This is a genomic window from Rhizobium phaseoli, from assembly GCF_010668805.1.
In the GTDB taxonomy this organism is placed as follows: domain Bacteria; phylum Pseudomonadota; class Alphaproteobacteria; order Rhizobiales; family Rhizobiaceae; genus Rhizobium; species Rhizobium phaseoli_A.
In genome coordinates, this window is record NZ_WUFT01000010.1 from 210,902 (window position 1) to 225,731 (window position 14,830).

General features: G+C 61.0%; 13 protein-coding genes and 1 other RNA gene. 2 read left to right on the forward strand and 12 right to left on the reverse strand.

The window, feature by feature from the left end; all coding sequences use genetic code 11:
- Nucleotides 1-12: 12 nt before the first annotated feature.
- From GR197_RS17575 to GR197_RS17630, 12 genes are all read right to left on the reverse strand, one after another.
- The gene (locus GR197_RS17575) at nt 13-1,446 is read right to left on the reverse strand and encodes a UDP-N-acetylmuramoylalanyl-D-glutamyl-2,6-diaminopimelate--D-alanyl-D-alanine ligase (protein WP_164011717.1); all 1,434 of its coding nucleotides are present in this window, start codon (nt 1,444-1,446) and stop codon (nt 13-15) included.
- Nucleotides 1,443-2,963 (reverse strand): UDP-N-acetylmuramoyl-L-alanyl-D-glutamate--2,6-diaminopimelate ligase, encoded by a 1,521-nt coding sequence (locus tag GR197_RS17580; protein ID WP_164011718.1) that lies wholly within the window; start codon nt 2,961-2,963, stop codon nt 1,443-1,445. The genes GR197_RS17575 and GR197_RS17580 overlap by 4 nt, the downstream gene beginning before the upstream one ends.
- A 6-nt stretch (nt 2,964-2,969) precedes the next feature.
- On the reverse strand, nt 2,970-4,730 hold the full coding sequence (locus tag GR197_RS17585; protein ID WP_164011719.1) for a peptidoglycan D,D-transpeptidase FtsI family protein: 1,761 nt from the start codon (nt 4,728-4,730) through the stop codon (nt 2,970-2,972).
- Nucleotides 4,730-5,227 carry a cell division protein FtsL gene (ftsL, locus tag GR197_RS17590; protein ID WP_164011720.1) on the reverse strand — a complete coding sequence of 166 codons (498 nt, stop codon included), beginning with the start codon at nt 5,225-5,227 and terminating at the stop codon, nt 4,730-4,732. Before ftsL ends, GR197_RS17585 begins: the two co-directional genes overlap by 1 nt.
- Nucleotide 5,228: 1 nt before the next feature.
- The gene (gene rsmH / locus GR197_RS17595) at nt 5,229-6,254 is read right to left on the reverse strand and encodes a 16S rRNA (cytosine(1402)-N(4))-methyltransferase RsmH (RefSeq protein ID WP_164011721.1); all 1,026 of its coding nucleotides are present in this window, start codon (nt 6,252-6,254) and stop codon (nt 5,229-5,231) included.
- Between the two features lie 17 nt (nt 6,255-6,271).
- Complete coding sequence (gene mraZ, locus GR197_RS17600; RefSeq protein WP_246724606.1) at nt 6,272-6,709, reverse strand: division/cell wall cluster transcriptional repressor MraZ; 438 nt, start codon at nt 6,707-6,709, stop codon at nt 6,272-6,274.
- A gap of 426 nt (nt 6,710-7,135) precedes the next feature.
- An RNA gene (gene rnpB / locus GR197_RS17605) (RNase P RNA component class A) lies at nt 7,136-7,533 on the reverse strand.
- A gap of 55 nt (nt 7,534-7,588) precedes the next feature.
- Nucleotides 7,589-8,764, reverse strand: a complete 1,176-nt coding sequence (locus tag GR197_RS17610) for an NAD(P)/FAD-dependent oxidoreductase (protein WP_164011724.1) — start codon at nt 8,762-8,764, stop codon at nt 7,589-7,591.
- Between the two features lie 11 nt (nt 8,765-8,775).
- Entirely contained in the window at nt 8,776-9,966 is a 1,191-nt protein-coding gene (locus GR197_RS17615) for an NAD(P)/FAD-dependent oxidoreductase (RefSeq protein WP_164011726.1), read from the reverse strand.
- Nucleotides 9,967-10,146: 180 nt separating this feature from the next.
- The gene (locus tag GR197_RS17620; RefSeq protein ID WP_007630080.1) at nt 10,147-10,674 is read right to left on the reverse strand and encodes a lytic transglycosylase domain-containing protein; all 528 of its coding nucleotides are present in this window, start codon (nt 10,672-10,674) and stop codon (nt 10,147-10,149) included.
- 261 nt (nt 10,675-10,935) lie between these two features.
- On the reverse strand, nt 10,936-11,697 hold the full coding sequence (locus GR197_RS17625) for an N-acetylmuramoyl-L-alanine amidase (RefSeq protein WP_164011728.1): 762 nt from the start codon (nt 11,695-11,697) through the stop codon (nt 10,936-10,938).
- A complete protein-coding gene (locus GR197_RS17630) occupies nt 11,694-12,401 on the reverse strand; it encodes a J domain-containing protein (protein ID WP_164011729.1) in 708 nt (235 codons plus the stop codon). The genes GR197_RS17625 and GR197_RS17630 overlap by 4 nt, the downstream gene beginning before the upstream one ends.
- A gap of 456 nt (nt 12,402-12,857) precedes the next feature.
- On the opposite strand from GR197_RS17630, the gene GR197_RS17635 reads away from it, so the two are divergent.
- Both GR197_RS17635 and GR197_RS17640 read left to right on the forward strand, forming a co-directional pair.
- Nucleotides 12,858-14,069: a pyrophosphate--fructose-6-phosphate 1-phosphotransferase gene (locus GR197_RS17635; protein ID WP_164011731.1), complete on the forward strand. Its 1,212-nt coding sequence runs from the start codon at nt 12,858-12,860 to the stop codon at nt 14,067-14,069.
- A gap of 58 nt (nt 14,070-14,127) precedes the next feature.
- On the forward strand, nt 14,128-14,763 hold the full coding sequence (locus GR197_RS17640) for a LysE family translocator (protein ID WP_164011733.1): 636 nt from the start codon (nt 14,128-14,130) through the stop codon (nt 14,761-14,763).
- The last annotated feature ends 67 nt before the right edge of the window (nt 14,764-14,830 follow it).

Below are 14,830 nucleotides of genomic sequence, written 5' to 3' on the forward strand. Positions count from 1 at the left end.
TTGTTTACCCGATCAAAATTCGCGTTGCGTGTCGGAAAATGGCGGGAACTTGTCAAGGAGCGCGGCGACGATCTTGCCGAAACCGATGCCCAGAGACGATTTCACCATCAACACGTCGCCTGGTGCGACCGAGTTCAATACATAATCCGTCAATTCGCCAGTGTTCTCGCGATATTCGACATGGACGCTTTCCGGCAGCGATTCCTTGAGCGCAGCCATTTCTGCTCCTGCGAGCCAGATATGTTCGATGCCGGCCGCAAGCACCGGTACTGCGAGATCGGTATGGACCTTCTGCGCATACTCGCCCATTTCAAGCATGTCGCCCAGCACGGCGATACGGCGTCCGCGGCCGGTCGGCTCGGAGGCCGCCAGCAGTGCGATCGCCGCCCGCATCGAAGCCGGATTGGCGTTGTAGCTTTCGTCGATCAGCGTGAAGCTGCCGCTGCCGATCGAAAGCCGGTGGCGCTTGCCCCTGCCCTTTTCCGGCTTCAGCGTCGCCAGCGCTGCGATCGCCTTTTCCATGTCGGCGCCGACGATCCTGACGACCCCGAGCGCTGCAAGCGCATTCTCGGCGATATGGCGGCCGGGCGCGCCGATCGCGACCTCCAGCGTTTCGCCGCCGATCGTCAGCCACAGCGTCGAATTCTCGTCGGCGCCGTTGAATTCGGCGAGGCGGAATTCGGCCTTGGCATGCTGGCCGAAGGAATGAATATGCTCGATGCCGAGCGACTGTGCCGTTCGGTCGAGGAAGTTGAACTGGTCGTTGTCGCGGTTGAGCACGACATGGCCCCCCGGTTCCAGCCCCTCGAAGATCTCCGCTTTGGCGGCGGCGATCTCCTTGATGTTCTTGAAATTGCCGAGATGGGCCGGCGCGATCGTGGTGACGATGGCGACATCGGGACGGATCATTGTTACCAGCGGCCGGATCTCGCCGGGATGGTTCATTCCGACTTCGAAGACACCGTAATCCGTATCCTCAGGCATGCGCGCCAGCGTCAGCGGCACGCCCCAATGATTGTTGAAGGAAGCGACGGAAGCATGCACCTTGCCGGAGGGCGACAGCACGTGCCGCAGCATTTCCTTGGTGGTCGTCTTTCCCACGGATCCCGTCACCGCGATGATCCGGGCCTTGGAGCGCCGGCGCGAGGCAAGGCCGAGCCGGCCGAGTGCGGCGAGCACGTCTTCCACGACGATCATCGGCACCGTCAGGCGGCCCATGGCGGGAAGCCTCGCCTCACTGACGACGAGAAGGGAGGCGCCGTTTGCCACCGCCATCGAAGCGTAGTCGTGACCATCGACACGGTCGCCCTTGATCGCGAAGAAGGCCTCGCCTGGAGCAATCGAGCGGCTGTCGATGGAAATGCCGGTGATGCCTTCGGGCAGGGTGCCGAAGGGGCGCCCCGCCATCGCTGCGATCATATCTTCGGTCGTCCAGAGCCAGCTCAAGATTGCAGTTCCTCCAAGGCCTTGCGCACCTCCGCATGATCGGAGAACGGCAATGTGACGCTTCCGATCGTCTGCCCCTCCTCATGCCCCTTGCCGGCAACGATCAGCGTATCGCCGGATTTCAGCATGCCCACAGCCTCGCGGATCGCCGTGGCGCGATCGGCGATTTCCGAGGCACTAGACGCTGCCGCCATGATCTCCGCCCGGATCGAGGCCGGCTCCTCCGAGCGCGGATTGTCGTCGGTGACGATGACGACGTCGGCAAGCCGGCAGGCGATTTCGCCCATGATTGGCCGTTTGCCTCGATCACGGTCGCCGCCGCAGCCGAAGACGACAACGACGCGACCCGTGGTGAAGGGCCTGACCGAACCTAGCACGTTTTCCAGCGCATCCGGCTTGTGGGCGTAGTCGACATAGGCGAGAGCGCCGTCTTTTGTATGGCCGACCAGTTCCAGACGGCCGGACGCGCCGACGAGCTTCTCGAGTGCAGCCATCGCAACCTTCGCCGCAACGCCGGTCGACATGGCGAGCCCTGCCGCGACCAGCGCGTTGGCGACCTGAAAATCGCCGGCCAGCGGAATGTCCACCTCGAAGATCTCACCGTCGATATGGATCTCGGCGGTCTGTTTGTGGCGGAAATGCTCGACGCGTTTCAACGAGAGGTAATCGCCCTTGCGCCCGACAGTGCGAACATCGTGACCGGCATCGGTCGCAGCCTTGATCGCCTGCGCCGACCACGGATCATCGGCGAAGATCACCGCCGGCGACCCCTTCGGCAGCAGCACATCGAAAAGCCGCATCTTGGCGGCCATATAGTCTTCAACGGTTGGATGATAATCCATGTGGTCGCGGCCGAGATTGGTGAAGGCGGCCGCTGCAAGCTTGACGCCGTCGAGCCGGCATTGATCGAGACCGTGGCTTGAAGCCTCCATCGCCGCATGCGTGACACCTTCGTCGGCAAGTTCGGCCAGCAGCTTGTGCAGCGACACCGGATCGGGCGTCGTCAGCGAACCATATTCGTTGCGCGTCGGCGAGACGACACCGGTCGTGCCGATCATTGCCGCCGCATGACCCGCATGCGCCCAGATCTGCCGGGTGAAGGAGGCGACGGAGGTTTTACCCGCGGTGCCGGTGACGGCAACCATAGTGTCGGGCTGCCGGCCGAAGAAGCGCGAAGCCGCGATTGAAAGGAAACGGCGCGGCTCTTTGACCGCAAGCACCGGGATGGAGGCATCAATGGCTTGCGCGGCGATCGCGACGGCAGCGCCCCGGCCGGCGGCATCGGCGATGAAGCCCGCGCCGTCCGCCTTGGTGCCGGCAACAGCGAAGAAGGCATTGCCCGGCGCCACATGGCGGCTGTCCGAAGACAGGCCTGAAATGTCAAGCAAGCCTGCCGGGCCTTCGAGCTGTGCTTCAAGTTCCGGAAACTGATCTCCGGCCAGGTCTCGCAATTTCATCGAATGCACTTTTCTCTCTTGAAACCGGTTCACCCCTCGCGAATCGGCGCCGATATTCATTCACACTCAATAAGACACCAGCAAGGCCGATCCGCCCTCCCCGAATTTCGGCTCGATGCCGAGAATGGGGGCAGCACGGCTGATGATCTCGCGGGCGATCGGGCCTGCGGTACCGGCGGAGATCGTTCCGCCATAGGCCTTCTCGCCGGTTTTCGGCTCATCGCAGAAGGTGATCACGGCATATCTCGGATCATTGATCGGGAATGCGGCAATGAAGGAATTGAAGTTCAGCGTTGCCGAATAACGACCGTTCACCACCTTGTCGGCCGTACCGGTCTTGCTGCCGACCGCAAAGCCCGGCACGCGGGCGACGCGCCCCGATCCCTTGTATCCGTTGAAATCGAGCAGATAGCGAATTTCGTCGCTGGTCGTCTTCTTGATCACCTGCGTGGCGATCTCATCGGCCTGCTCGCGGCTGCGCGGCAGGAATGTCGGCTCGATCAGCTTGCCGCCGTTGACGAGGGCCGCCGCCGCCACCCCTGTCTGCAGCGCCGTCGTCGAGACACCGTGGCCGAAGGAAATCGTGATAGAATTGATCTTCTTCCAGACGCGCGGCTGGCTCGGCATCTTCACCTCAGGCAGCTCGGTCTGCATCTTCGTCAAGAGGCCGAACTTGGTCAGATAATCCTTCTGCGCATCGATGCCGACAATGTCGATGACGCGCGCCGTGCCGATGTTCGAAGAGTACTGGAAAATCTCGGGCACAGTCAGCCAGCGGCGCTGCCCGTGGAAATCGTGGATGGTGAAGCCGCCGATATAGATCGATTTGCTGGCATCGAAACTGTCGGTCATCTTGACCTTGCCGCTGTCGAGCGCCATCGCCAGCGAAAAGGTCTTGAAGGTCGATCCCATTTCGAAGGTGCCGTTGGTCATCCGGTTGAGCCAACCTTCCTTGGCCCCTTGCTGCGGATCGTTCGGATCGAAATCCGGCGCCGAGGCCATCGCCAGCACTTCCCCGGTATGCACGTCGATAACAGCGGCACCGGCGCCCTTGGACTGAAAGTTGTTGACGGCGTTGACGACGGCGTCCCGGACGATGTTCTGGACGCGCAGGTCGATCGAAAGCCGCACCGGCTCGAGAGGCTGGTCGCTGGTCATGCCGACCGAGGCGAGGTCGGCGAGCCCCTGGTCGTCGATATATTTCTCCATCCCGGCGACGCCACGATTGTCGATGTTGACGTAGCCGAGGATATGCGCGGCGGTAGAGCCGCCCGGATAGAACCGGCGCTTCTCCGGCCGGAAGCCGATGCCGGGAATACCGAGGGCCAGGATCTGGCTCTGCTGCTTCGGCGTCAACTGCCGGCGTAACCAGGCGAAATGCGAGGTCTTCGCCGAGAGCTTTTTATAGGTGTCCCTGACGTCGAGTTCGGGCAGCACCGTCGCCAGCTTCTCGACCGCTTCGTCGGCATCGACGATCTTGTTGGGCTCGGCAAACAGCGAGACAGTGCGGATGTCGGTCGCCAGCACCTCGCCGTTGCGATCGAGAATGTCGGGGCGCGAGGCCATCAGCCGATCGGGTGGTAGAATGCTGGAGACGACCTCCTGATCCTTCATTGCATATTCGACGAGACGGCCGCCGATAATGACGTAGACACCCATGAAGCCGAGGATCAGCAGGCCAACGCGGCTTTTAGCCTGCCCTGACTTCTTCTTGCGCGATCCTTCGATCGCCAGGCCGGCGGGGGAAGGACCGCCGAACCTGTTATAGACGCCGGCGGAGAAATGCGCCTGGCTCTTCAAGACCATGATGCGGGAAAGAAACGACATTATTCCACCGACCCCGTTTCGATCTCGTCTGCTTCATCCTCCTCCGCGGCGCGCGGCGCGGGCTTGGGAACAGGCTGCGCCTTCGTCGTGACGGTCGCCCCGGCCAGGGCTGCGCCCTTGGCGTTAGCCTCGGTCGCGCTCTTGGCGCTGGCCTCGGTCGCGCTCTTGGCGCTGGCCTTGGCCTCGGTCACATCCGGCACGGGAACCTCGGATTTCAGCATCGGCAATTCCTTGGCATGCACCAGCGCCGTCGACTGCGTCGGCTGCAGCTGCAATTCGTCATCATAGGCTTTGACCAACCGTTCCAGACGGTTCGGCTGCGATTGCAGCGCCCAGTCGGCCTTGAGAAGGTCGATGGTATCCTCTTCGAGCTTGATCTCCGCTTCGAGGCGATGAACCTCCTCTAGCTTCAATTCGGCGCGATGCTTGATCGTATAGGTGACGGCGGCGGTGGCCGTCATGACGCCGATGAGCACGAGATCGAACGTTTTCAACATATCAACCTCCAAGCTTTCCGAGACTGGCGAGATTGGGAAACCCAAAGAGCGACATATCCGCGGCCTCGGCCGCAGCCTCCGTCCTCAGTCCGGCGCGCAGTTTGGCGGAGCGGGCGCGCGGATTGATCTCCGCCTCCGCCTCGCTTGCCGAAACCATCGGCTTGCCGATCGCCGCAAAGGTTGCCGCCCGCTCATGCGCGACCGGCAGATGCCGCGACCCCACCGCCTTGCCGGCACGGTCGGAGAAGAATTTCTTGACGATGCGGTCTTCGAGCGAATGAAAGGTGACGACGACGAGCCGCCCGCCCGGCTTCAGCGCTGCCTCAGCCGCAAACAGCGCCTGCGCCAGTTCGCCGAGCTCATCGTTGACGAAGATGCGCAAGGCTTGGAAGACGCGCGTTGCCGGATGGATCTTGTCCTTCATCTTGCGTGGCGTGACCAGCTCGATGAGACCGGCAAGATCGCGCGTGGTCTCAAACGGCTTTTCCTCGCGGCGCTTCTCGATTGCATGCGCGATGCGCGGCGACTGGCTTTCCTCGCCGAGAAAATGGAAAATGCGGATGAGATCGGCGACCTTGGCGCGATTGACGACATCGGCGGCCGAAACGCCCGCGGCCGACATGCGCATGTCGAGCGGTCCATTCTTCTGAAAGGAGAAGCCGCGCTCGGCCTCATCGATCTGCATGGAGGAAACGCCGATATCAAGCACGACGCCATCGAGCCCGCCTTGCGGCGCATGATCGGCAAGATGCGAAAATTGCGAATGAACAAGCTTGAGACGGCCACCATAGGCCGCAACCATTGCCTGGCCCGATGCAATCGCCGTCGGATCGCGGTCGAGTGCGATCACCTCGGCACCCGCAGCAAGGATGGCCGAGCTGTAACCGCCCGCACCGAAGGTACCGTCGAGAATGAGCTTGCCGGGCGTCGGCGCCAGCGCTGAAAGCACTTCATCGAGAAGGACAGGAATGTGACGAACCGGTCCGCCACCGGCATCAGTTGAACCTCCGCCAGGATTCGCCACCATTCCGTTCCCTCGTTCTTTCAGGAACGCTTGCCCGCCAGCTTGCGCTCCCCTCTTGCCTGCGCCTGCGCAGCCACAAAAGCCTGCGGCTGCCAGAGCTGAAAATGATCCGCCCGACCGACGAAGGTCACTTCGTCCGAGATGTCGGTAAAGCCGCGAATGAAATCCGTGACCATCAGCCGCCCCTCGGCGTCGAGCTTCATGAAGACCCCGCCTCCATGAATGAGAAGCGACATCTCGTTCGCATCCGGCGAAAACGGATCCTCCGCAGCAATCTGCCGTTCGAATCTTTCGAGAAGATCCGGACCGCCGACGCTGATCGCCGGAAACACAAAGTCCTGGAAGCAATAGAGCTCCTGAACATTGCGCTGCGCCAGCACGGAACGGAACGAGGAAGGCACGGAAACCCTGCCTTTGGCATCGATCCTGTTGGTCGCATTCGAAAGGAACCGGCTCATCACGCGAAACATCCGCTCCCGCAGGGATCCGGACCAAAAGACGCCCGAAACTCCCGATATCAGGCACAGCCTCGCAAGCCGGATGAGCAAAAACCCCTCCGACGCTTCCGGAGAGGAAGACGCCTTTGCTTTGCGATGAATGGGCAGGTGATTGCCCTGGTGCAGTGCGCATTTGGGATAGCATGGGACCATATGGGCGTCAATGGGATACGCCCACTTTGCAACGGACGCATAATCAAAAATTTATAAGCCGTTAAGTTTAACAAAGGGTTAGGATCACCCTCCCGCGATGGCGCGCAACAGTGCTTTCGCAAAAAGAATCTTCAACAGGCGGATTGCATGAGCATCCACTTGAAAACTTTCAGTTTCAGCAACTTATCTGAAATTGATTCCTGAAATCGGGGCTTGATCGCGCCACAAAAGTTAATCGCCAGTTGGCCTGTAAGCCGGGTTCTGTATGGCTCCGGCGTGAACCGGAACGTGGCAGCCATTCCTCTGGGACAGCGTTCGCACGCTGCCTCGCGCAACCCACCCGGATGACTGGCCTGGAAACCGGCCGGAAGGCCTTTCGGCCTGCCACGTCATCCCTATTCGGTCTTGCTCCCGGTGGGGTTTACCGTGCCATTTCCGTTGCCGGAGATGCGGTGGGCTCTTACCCCACCCTTTCACCCTTACCTGTCATGACAGGCGGTTTGCTTTCTGTGGCACTTTCCCTGAGGTCGCCCTCGCCGGACGTTATCCGGCACCGTGTTTCCGTGGAGCCCGGACTTTCCTCACCCTATCGCCTTTCGGCATTGATAAAGCGCGGCTGCCCAGCCAACTGGCAGGGCTCCCATAAACGAGAGAGAGGGCAATTGCTATCGAAATAAACGATATCGCTTAGCGAAATTGCGGTGTGAAATCCGTGGAGTAGCCCTGTTCGCTGATTCTGCCTGCTAAAAGCAGTTCGGCCCCAAGCCGGCCGATTTCGTCCGAACTCTTGGCCGACGTGCCGGCACAGCCCGTCAGCACCGCGATCTCCGGCGATGAGGTGTAGCCGATCATCGGGTAACCACTCGCCGTCTGCGACACGACGCAGGCGGCCGTGGAAATCGAGAGCGGCACCATGTCGGGCACGAGACCGTCAACGATGCGCTTGAGGTGTACCCCCACGCTGTCGCGCCCTTCTGTTTTGAACCAGGCCCGCATCGCCGCCTCGTCGCCGAGCGCCAGATCGTCGGGGTCGCCGCCGATCTTCAGGTAGAGTTTGCCGTCGGGATAACGGATCGGCGGCAGCAGGTAGATATGGATGCCGGGTACATTGAGAATGAGCGACGGCATGGTCGCAAGGCCCGCCGCGTCGGTCTCGCTCACTTCGAAAAGTGTGACGGTCCGGCCATAAACCGTCATGGCAACCGGACGCGGCAACAGATTCTCTGCAATGGAAAATCCACCCGCAGCCAGCAGCACCTTTTCACCGCGATAGGTCCGGCCGCCTGCGGTCTCGACGACAGCCGATCCGCCCTCGCTGCGGATCGAGACGACATGATCGCGAATGACGGCAGCACCTGCCTTTTCAGCCAGCAGCGACTGCGCCTTCACCAGCTTGCGCGGACTGATATGCCCGGCCCCTCTCGGCTCGAAGACGCCGGCGGTGCCATCGGGGAAGGCGAAGAACGGAAAGGCAGCCTTCAGCCCGGCCGCGTCGAGAAGGCTGGTTTCGGCGTCCAGCGAAACGGCCGCCTGCCGGGTCTTTTCGAGATGATCGCTTCGATCAGGCGCAACGACGACGCAGCCGGCCTCGCGATAAAAGTCGATGCCGCTGTCAAGGGCGATCTCGCCATAGCGGCCGATCGACCGGTTGGCGAGCAGCGCCCAGTTGCGGTCAGGATCGATGGTGCGGGTGATGCGCCCTTCGTCGTAATGGCTGGCGAAGACGCCCTGATGCGCCTTGCGATCATCGGGTTCGTCCGGGCCGATCACCGCGACACCGTCCACTTGGCGGGCCAGATGCCGCGCCGCCGCAGCCCCCATCAGCCCACGGCCAACGACGATATATTTGAAGTCGATTGTCATCGCATTTTTCCTCAAACAAAGACCGGCGTGAGTTCGCTGCCGAAATCCGCGTCGCCAAGCTGCCCTTCCGTAAGAAGCACCGCTCCCAATCGCCCAAGCTCATCGGAGGATTTGGCCGCAACGAAATTGCCGCCGGTGAGCACCGCGATGCGCGGCGATTGGGTATATCCGGCATAGGGATAACCGGTCGGCGTGAAATTCGCCACGCAGGGCGCCGAAGTGACCGGGCAGCCGGCAAGCTCCGGCATCAGTTGCAGGGCGATGGCTGAGAGATGATCGCGCTCGGCAGCATTGCCGTCTGAACGGAACCACGCGCCGACATCCTCCAACCTGTCGAAGGAAAGCGCCTCTGTGTCGCCACCGAGCTTCAGATAGGTCTTGCCGTCGGGATAACGCACCGGCGGCAGAATGTAGATGTGGTCCTCCTCCCGTTCGCCGAGCACGATCGTCGACGGCATATCACCAAAGGTCGCCATCTCGCGCTCGCCGATCTCATAGAAGGCGACCGTGCGCGCCAGGACCCTGGTATTGACGGGACGCGGCAACAGGGCATGGAAATTGCTGAAACCGCCGGCGGCGACCAACACGCGCTCGGCGCTGTAGCTTCTGTCGCCGGCTGTCACCTCGACATGCGAACCAACATCGCGCACCGATGTCGCAGTTGCCTCGATCAGCGCAACACCGCCCTGTTCGGCAAGCCTCGCCTGCGCCCGCACAAGGGCCCGCGGGTTGATGTGGCCGGCGCGCTTGCGTTCGAAATATCCCGTGAAATCAGGATCGACGGCGAGATAGGAAAAACGTTGGCGAAGGTCCGACGGCGCGATGGTCTCGATATCGCTGCCAAGCGACCGGCTGACGGTTAGCGCCCGGTTGATATAATCCTGCTCATCCTTTGGCGTCGGACCGGTAAAGAGGCAGCCGACCTCCGAATAGAAGGAAACGCCGCTCCTTGCCTCGATTTCCCGATAGCGGTCGAGCGCCCGGGCGGCGAAACTGCCCCACGCCAGATTGCCGTCGAAGGTGCGAGTGATGCGCGCTTCGTCGTAATGGCTGGCGAATAGCCCGTCATGGGCCTTGCGTTGCTCCGGCTCGCGCGGGCCGATCAGTGCAATGCCGTCGTCGGCCATTGAGGAAAGGTGTCGTGCGGCGGCGGCACCCATCATGCCGCGCCCGATAATGATGAACCTGAAATCGACTGCCATACCTAACCTCATCTTGAGGTGGCCTAACCTCATCTCGAGGTGGCCTAACCTCATCTCGAGGTGGCCTAACCTCGTATCGAGGTAGCCCACCTCGTTTCAGGTGGGGATATCACGGCGAGCGTCCTGATTCATATCGCAAAAATGCCGGAAAGAAATTTCTCCCGACCCGTCTGACGAAGCTCAATCGAGCATCGCAAGCACCTTGCCGCAATAGGTTTTAGACACCGGGTTCATGCGGGTGGCTGCATGGCCGGCATTGTATTTCAGGATGGTGTTGCAGGTCTGCCCGCCACCGAGCTGATGGGCGGCCGCCAGATATTTCATCCCGTATTTGATGTTGGTCTCGGGATCGAACAGGCCCTTCTTCGTACCGGAATAACCCATCATCCGCGCCGTCGCCGGCTTGATCTGCATCAGGCCGACTTCGCCGGCACTGCCGCGGGCATTCGGATTGAAATTGCTCTCGACACGCACGACAGCCTGGGCGAGCGCGACGGGCACATTGTATTCGGCCGCATATTTATTGATCAGCACGGCATAGGGAGTGCTCGTGGAAAAATCCGGCATGGCATAACCGCTCTGGCGATCGACGGTTTTCAACGAGATGGTTTCAGCCCTTGCACCCCAGTCATCCCCAGCCAAGGCAAAACTATATCCCGCCAGCAGCATGCCAACGCATGCCGCAGCACCAACAATCATATTCTTCATGTAGTCTATTCACTCCGACCCATAGAATTGCAGGACTGCGCGCCTCGCCGTCATCCGGTTATACGTGACCAGGGATTGATCGCGTTCCGCAGCAATTCTTATCGTTTCATTTGGCGCTCATCGTTACACTTGAAAAAGCCGCGAGCGCTGTTCAGCGGGCGTTCTTAGACCATCGCAATGAGGAGATAATAGGGAAATGATGTGGCGAGGTGGTTTTCACGGCCATCGCGAGAATACCGCCCTGATGTCCGGCTCTTTCGGTCAGGAATAACGCGGCAGCGCCGACAGCAGACGGTGCAGCGTGTCGATCGTCGAGAAATCGGCGATGCCGTCCACCCGTTCGGGACGGAAATGGCGCTGGAAAGCTTCCACGTCGCCGGCCGTCTTTTCGGAAAATTGACCTGTGATTTCAGTGCTGTAACCATAGAGAGACAGCATCGATTGCAGCGCTTCGACAGGCTGGCCGGCGTCACCCTGCTGGAAGAAGCGTCCGCCGGTGATCGTTGCTGGCTCGACCCAGTGCCCGATGCCCGCCCGGTGAAGCTCTGCCCAGGGGAATTTTTCGCCCGGGTCGACCTTGCGGATCGGGGCTACATCGGAATGCCCAAGGACCCGTTCCGGCGCGATCGACCAACGTTTGACACAGTCGCGACACAATTCGATCACCGCGGCGACCTGCTCATTCGGATAATCGGGAAGCCCGCCGGGATGGCCGGCATTGTCGATCTCGATACCGATCGACAGCGAATTGATGTCCGTCTCGCCCTGCCAACTGCTCTTTCCAGCGTGCCAGGCACGCCGCGCCTCCGGTACGAGCTGCACCACCTCGCCGTTCTCATGCACGAAATAGTGGCTGGAAACCTGGCTTTCGGCGCGACAGAGCCAGTCGAGCGCGCCATCTGCCGTTGGCATGCCGGTATAGTGCAACAGGACCATGTCTGGACGGCGCCCGTCCGCCCGCTCGCCGTGGTTTGGCGAAGGCTGCACGCGGGCGCTGCTGCAGTCGGCCTCGAACGAGGTCATGCGGCGCGGCGTTCCTTCTCGATCGCCGCATAGGCTGCATTCAGCGCCGCCATGCGTTCGTTGGCGATCACGTGGAATTCCTTGGGCACGCCGCGCGAGATCAGCCGGTCGGGATGATGTTCGCTGACGAGGCCATGGTAGCGGCGACGGATGGTCGGGAAATCATCCGACGGCGAGACGCCGAGCACTTTGTAGGGATCACGGCCGGACGAGACATGGCGCGCGGCGATCTGCTCGAAGCGGGTCTCGCTCATCTGGAAGATCTCGCCGATATGGCTGAGGAAATTCAGTTCCTTCTCGTGGATCAGCCCATCGGCCTTGGCGATGTGAAAGAGGCCGTCGAGCACGTCTTCCAGCACGGTGCAATTGGCCGCGCAGGTAACGCAGAGCGTCGAGAGCCGTTCGGCATAGGCTTCGTAGCCGGCCACGTCCTGGCGTGCGAGGTTGTAAAGCCTGGCGACGTTCTTTGCCTGGTCCTGTGGGAATTCGAAGATTTCCCGGAAGGCTTCGACCTCCTTTTCGCTGACGATGCCGTCGGCCTTGGCCATCTTGGCTGACAGCGCGATGATCGCCACGGAGAAAGCCACTTTGCGCCGGGTCTCGGGATCGCCTTCGAAAACTGTTCGGATAGCCTCGACCACCGCAGACAGCGCATTGCCCGCGGTATTGCCAATGGCATTCAACAGTTTTTCCCAGAAGGACATCGAAATCTCTCGCATGCTTGTCAACTTATATGCAGATAGCTTGACCAAAGAATCGTAGCCTTTGCAAGGCGGCTATTGGTCGTAGCGCCGAACACAGTTTTCACGATTTTGTAATTGTCGCACCGCAGCAATGGATTCTCGTGCACTCGGCACGTCCGCTACGGCGCGCGCCACGCCGGCAATTTCCACAACTGTTCTCGTCAGTCAGAACCGGCTTGAAACGATTATATCAGTTCTTCCGGTCACTACGCGGCAGAAAGGCGCTTTTTCGTAAATTCTTTACTTTACAGGCTCCTTTCCCTGCCGCATCCATGCGCTCATGCATTTCGCCCGGAAGTGCAGCGGTTCCGGGATAACGACGTGCATAAAAACAATGAGCTAAGCGCATCGCTTGAAACGACTTTGATGCGACGCCTATAGCTGAAGCCGCCGCACCGAAACGCCATAGGAGGGATCATGGCCAAGCAGAAAGTTGCAATGCTGACCGCCGGAGGCCTTGCGCCCTGTCTCTCCTCCGCCGTCGGCGGCCTCATCGAACGCTACAGCGACATCGCCCCCGACCTTGATATCGTCGCCTACAAGTCCGGCTACCAGGGCGTCCTGCTCGGCGACAGCATCGAGATCACCCGCGACATGCGCGAAAAGGCGCCGCTGCTGCATCGCTACGGCGGCTCGCCGATCGGCAACAGCCGCGTCAAGCTCACCAACGCCGCCGATTGCGTCAAGCGCGGCCTGGTTAAGGAAGGCGAGAACCCGCTGCGGATTGCCGCCGAACGCCTCGCCAATGATGGTATCACCATTCTCCACACGATCGGCGGCGACGACACCAACACCACGGCCGCCGACCTTGCCGCCTATCTCGCCGCCAACGGTTACAACCTCACAGTCGTCGGCCTGCCGAAGACTGTCGACAACGACGTCGTGCCGATCCGCCAGTCGCTCGGCGCCTGGACGGCCGCCGAAGTCGGCGCGCATTTCTTCGACAATGTCGGCAACGAGCAGACGGCCGCGCCCCGCACCCTCGTCATCCACGAGGTCATGGGCCGCCATTGCGGCTGGCTGACGGCCGCTACCGCCCGCGCTTATCTCCAGCGCACCAGCCGCAACCAGTATGTCGACGGCCTGATGATGAACGCACATTTGAAGAGCATCGACGCCGTCTACCTGCCTGAGATGGCCTTCGACCTCGACGCCGAGGCTGCCCGCCTGAAGGAGAGCATGGACCGCAACGGTCACGCCACGGTCTTCGTCTCCGAAGGAGCCTGCCTCGACGCCATCGTCACTGAGCGCGAAGCCGCCGGCGAGACCGTCAAGCGCGACGCCTTCGGCCATGTGAAGATCGACACGATCAATGTCGGCGCCTGGTTCCAGAAGCAGTTCGCCAGCCTTTTGAACGCCGAGCGTTCGCTCGTGCAGAAATCAGGCTACTTCGCCCGCTCGGCGCCTGCCAACGGCGACGACCTCAGGCTGATCCAAAGCATGGTCGATCTCGCCGTCGAAAGCGCGCTCAACAAAGTCTCCGGCGTCACCGGTCATGATGAAGCGCAGAACGGTAAATTGCGCACTATAGAATTTCCGCGCATCAAGGGGGGCAAGGCTTTTGACCTTTCGACGGCATGGTTTGCCGAAGTCATGGACAATATAGGCCAGAAATACAAAGACGCGTGATTGACGGATGGTTAATATGATGTCTTTGCTTGTTCCCGAGGAATAAGGAGGAGACACCATGTCACTTGAAGCTTGGCTCGCTTTTGCAGCCGCATCCGCTATCATGCTGGCCATACCAGGGCCGACGATACTGCTCGTCGTTTCCTATGCGCTCGGTCATGGCCGCAGGACTGCGTTTGCGACGGTAAGCGGCGTGGCGCTGGGTGACTTCGCCGCGATGACGGCGTCTCTCTTTGGTCTCGGCGCCGTCCTGGCCGCCTCCGCCACCCTTTTCACCGTCTTGAAGTGGATCGGCGGCGCCTACCTGATCTGGCTGGGAATCAAGCTGTGGCGCGCTCCCATCATCGGCGAACCGGTTGCCGACAACGACAATCTGCCGGAAGAGAAGTCGCTCAAGATCTTCCTCCACGCCTATGTCGTCACCGCCCTCAATCCGAAGAGCATTATCTTCTTCGTCGCCTTCGTGCCGCAATTCCTCAATCCAGCCCTGCCCTTCGTCGGTCAGATGGCGATCATGGAGGCCACTTTCCTCGTACTGGCGATCCTCAACGCTTCCACCTATGCGTTTCTCGCCCATACCGCGCGCGGGCTGATTCGCAAGGCGAGCATCCAGCGCGCCGTAAACCGTACCGGCGGTACGCTGCTCATCGCGGCAGGCGCCGTAACGGCCGGGTATCGCCGTATTGCAGCCTAGTAACATTGCGTGGTTGCCGGAATGTCACAAATAGGTTAATGGGGTCACCAGGGCTTAAGGTTTTTAG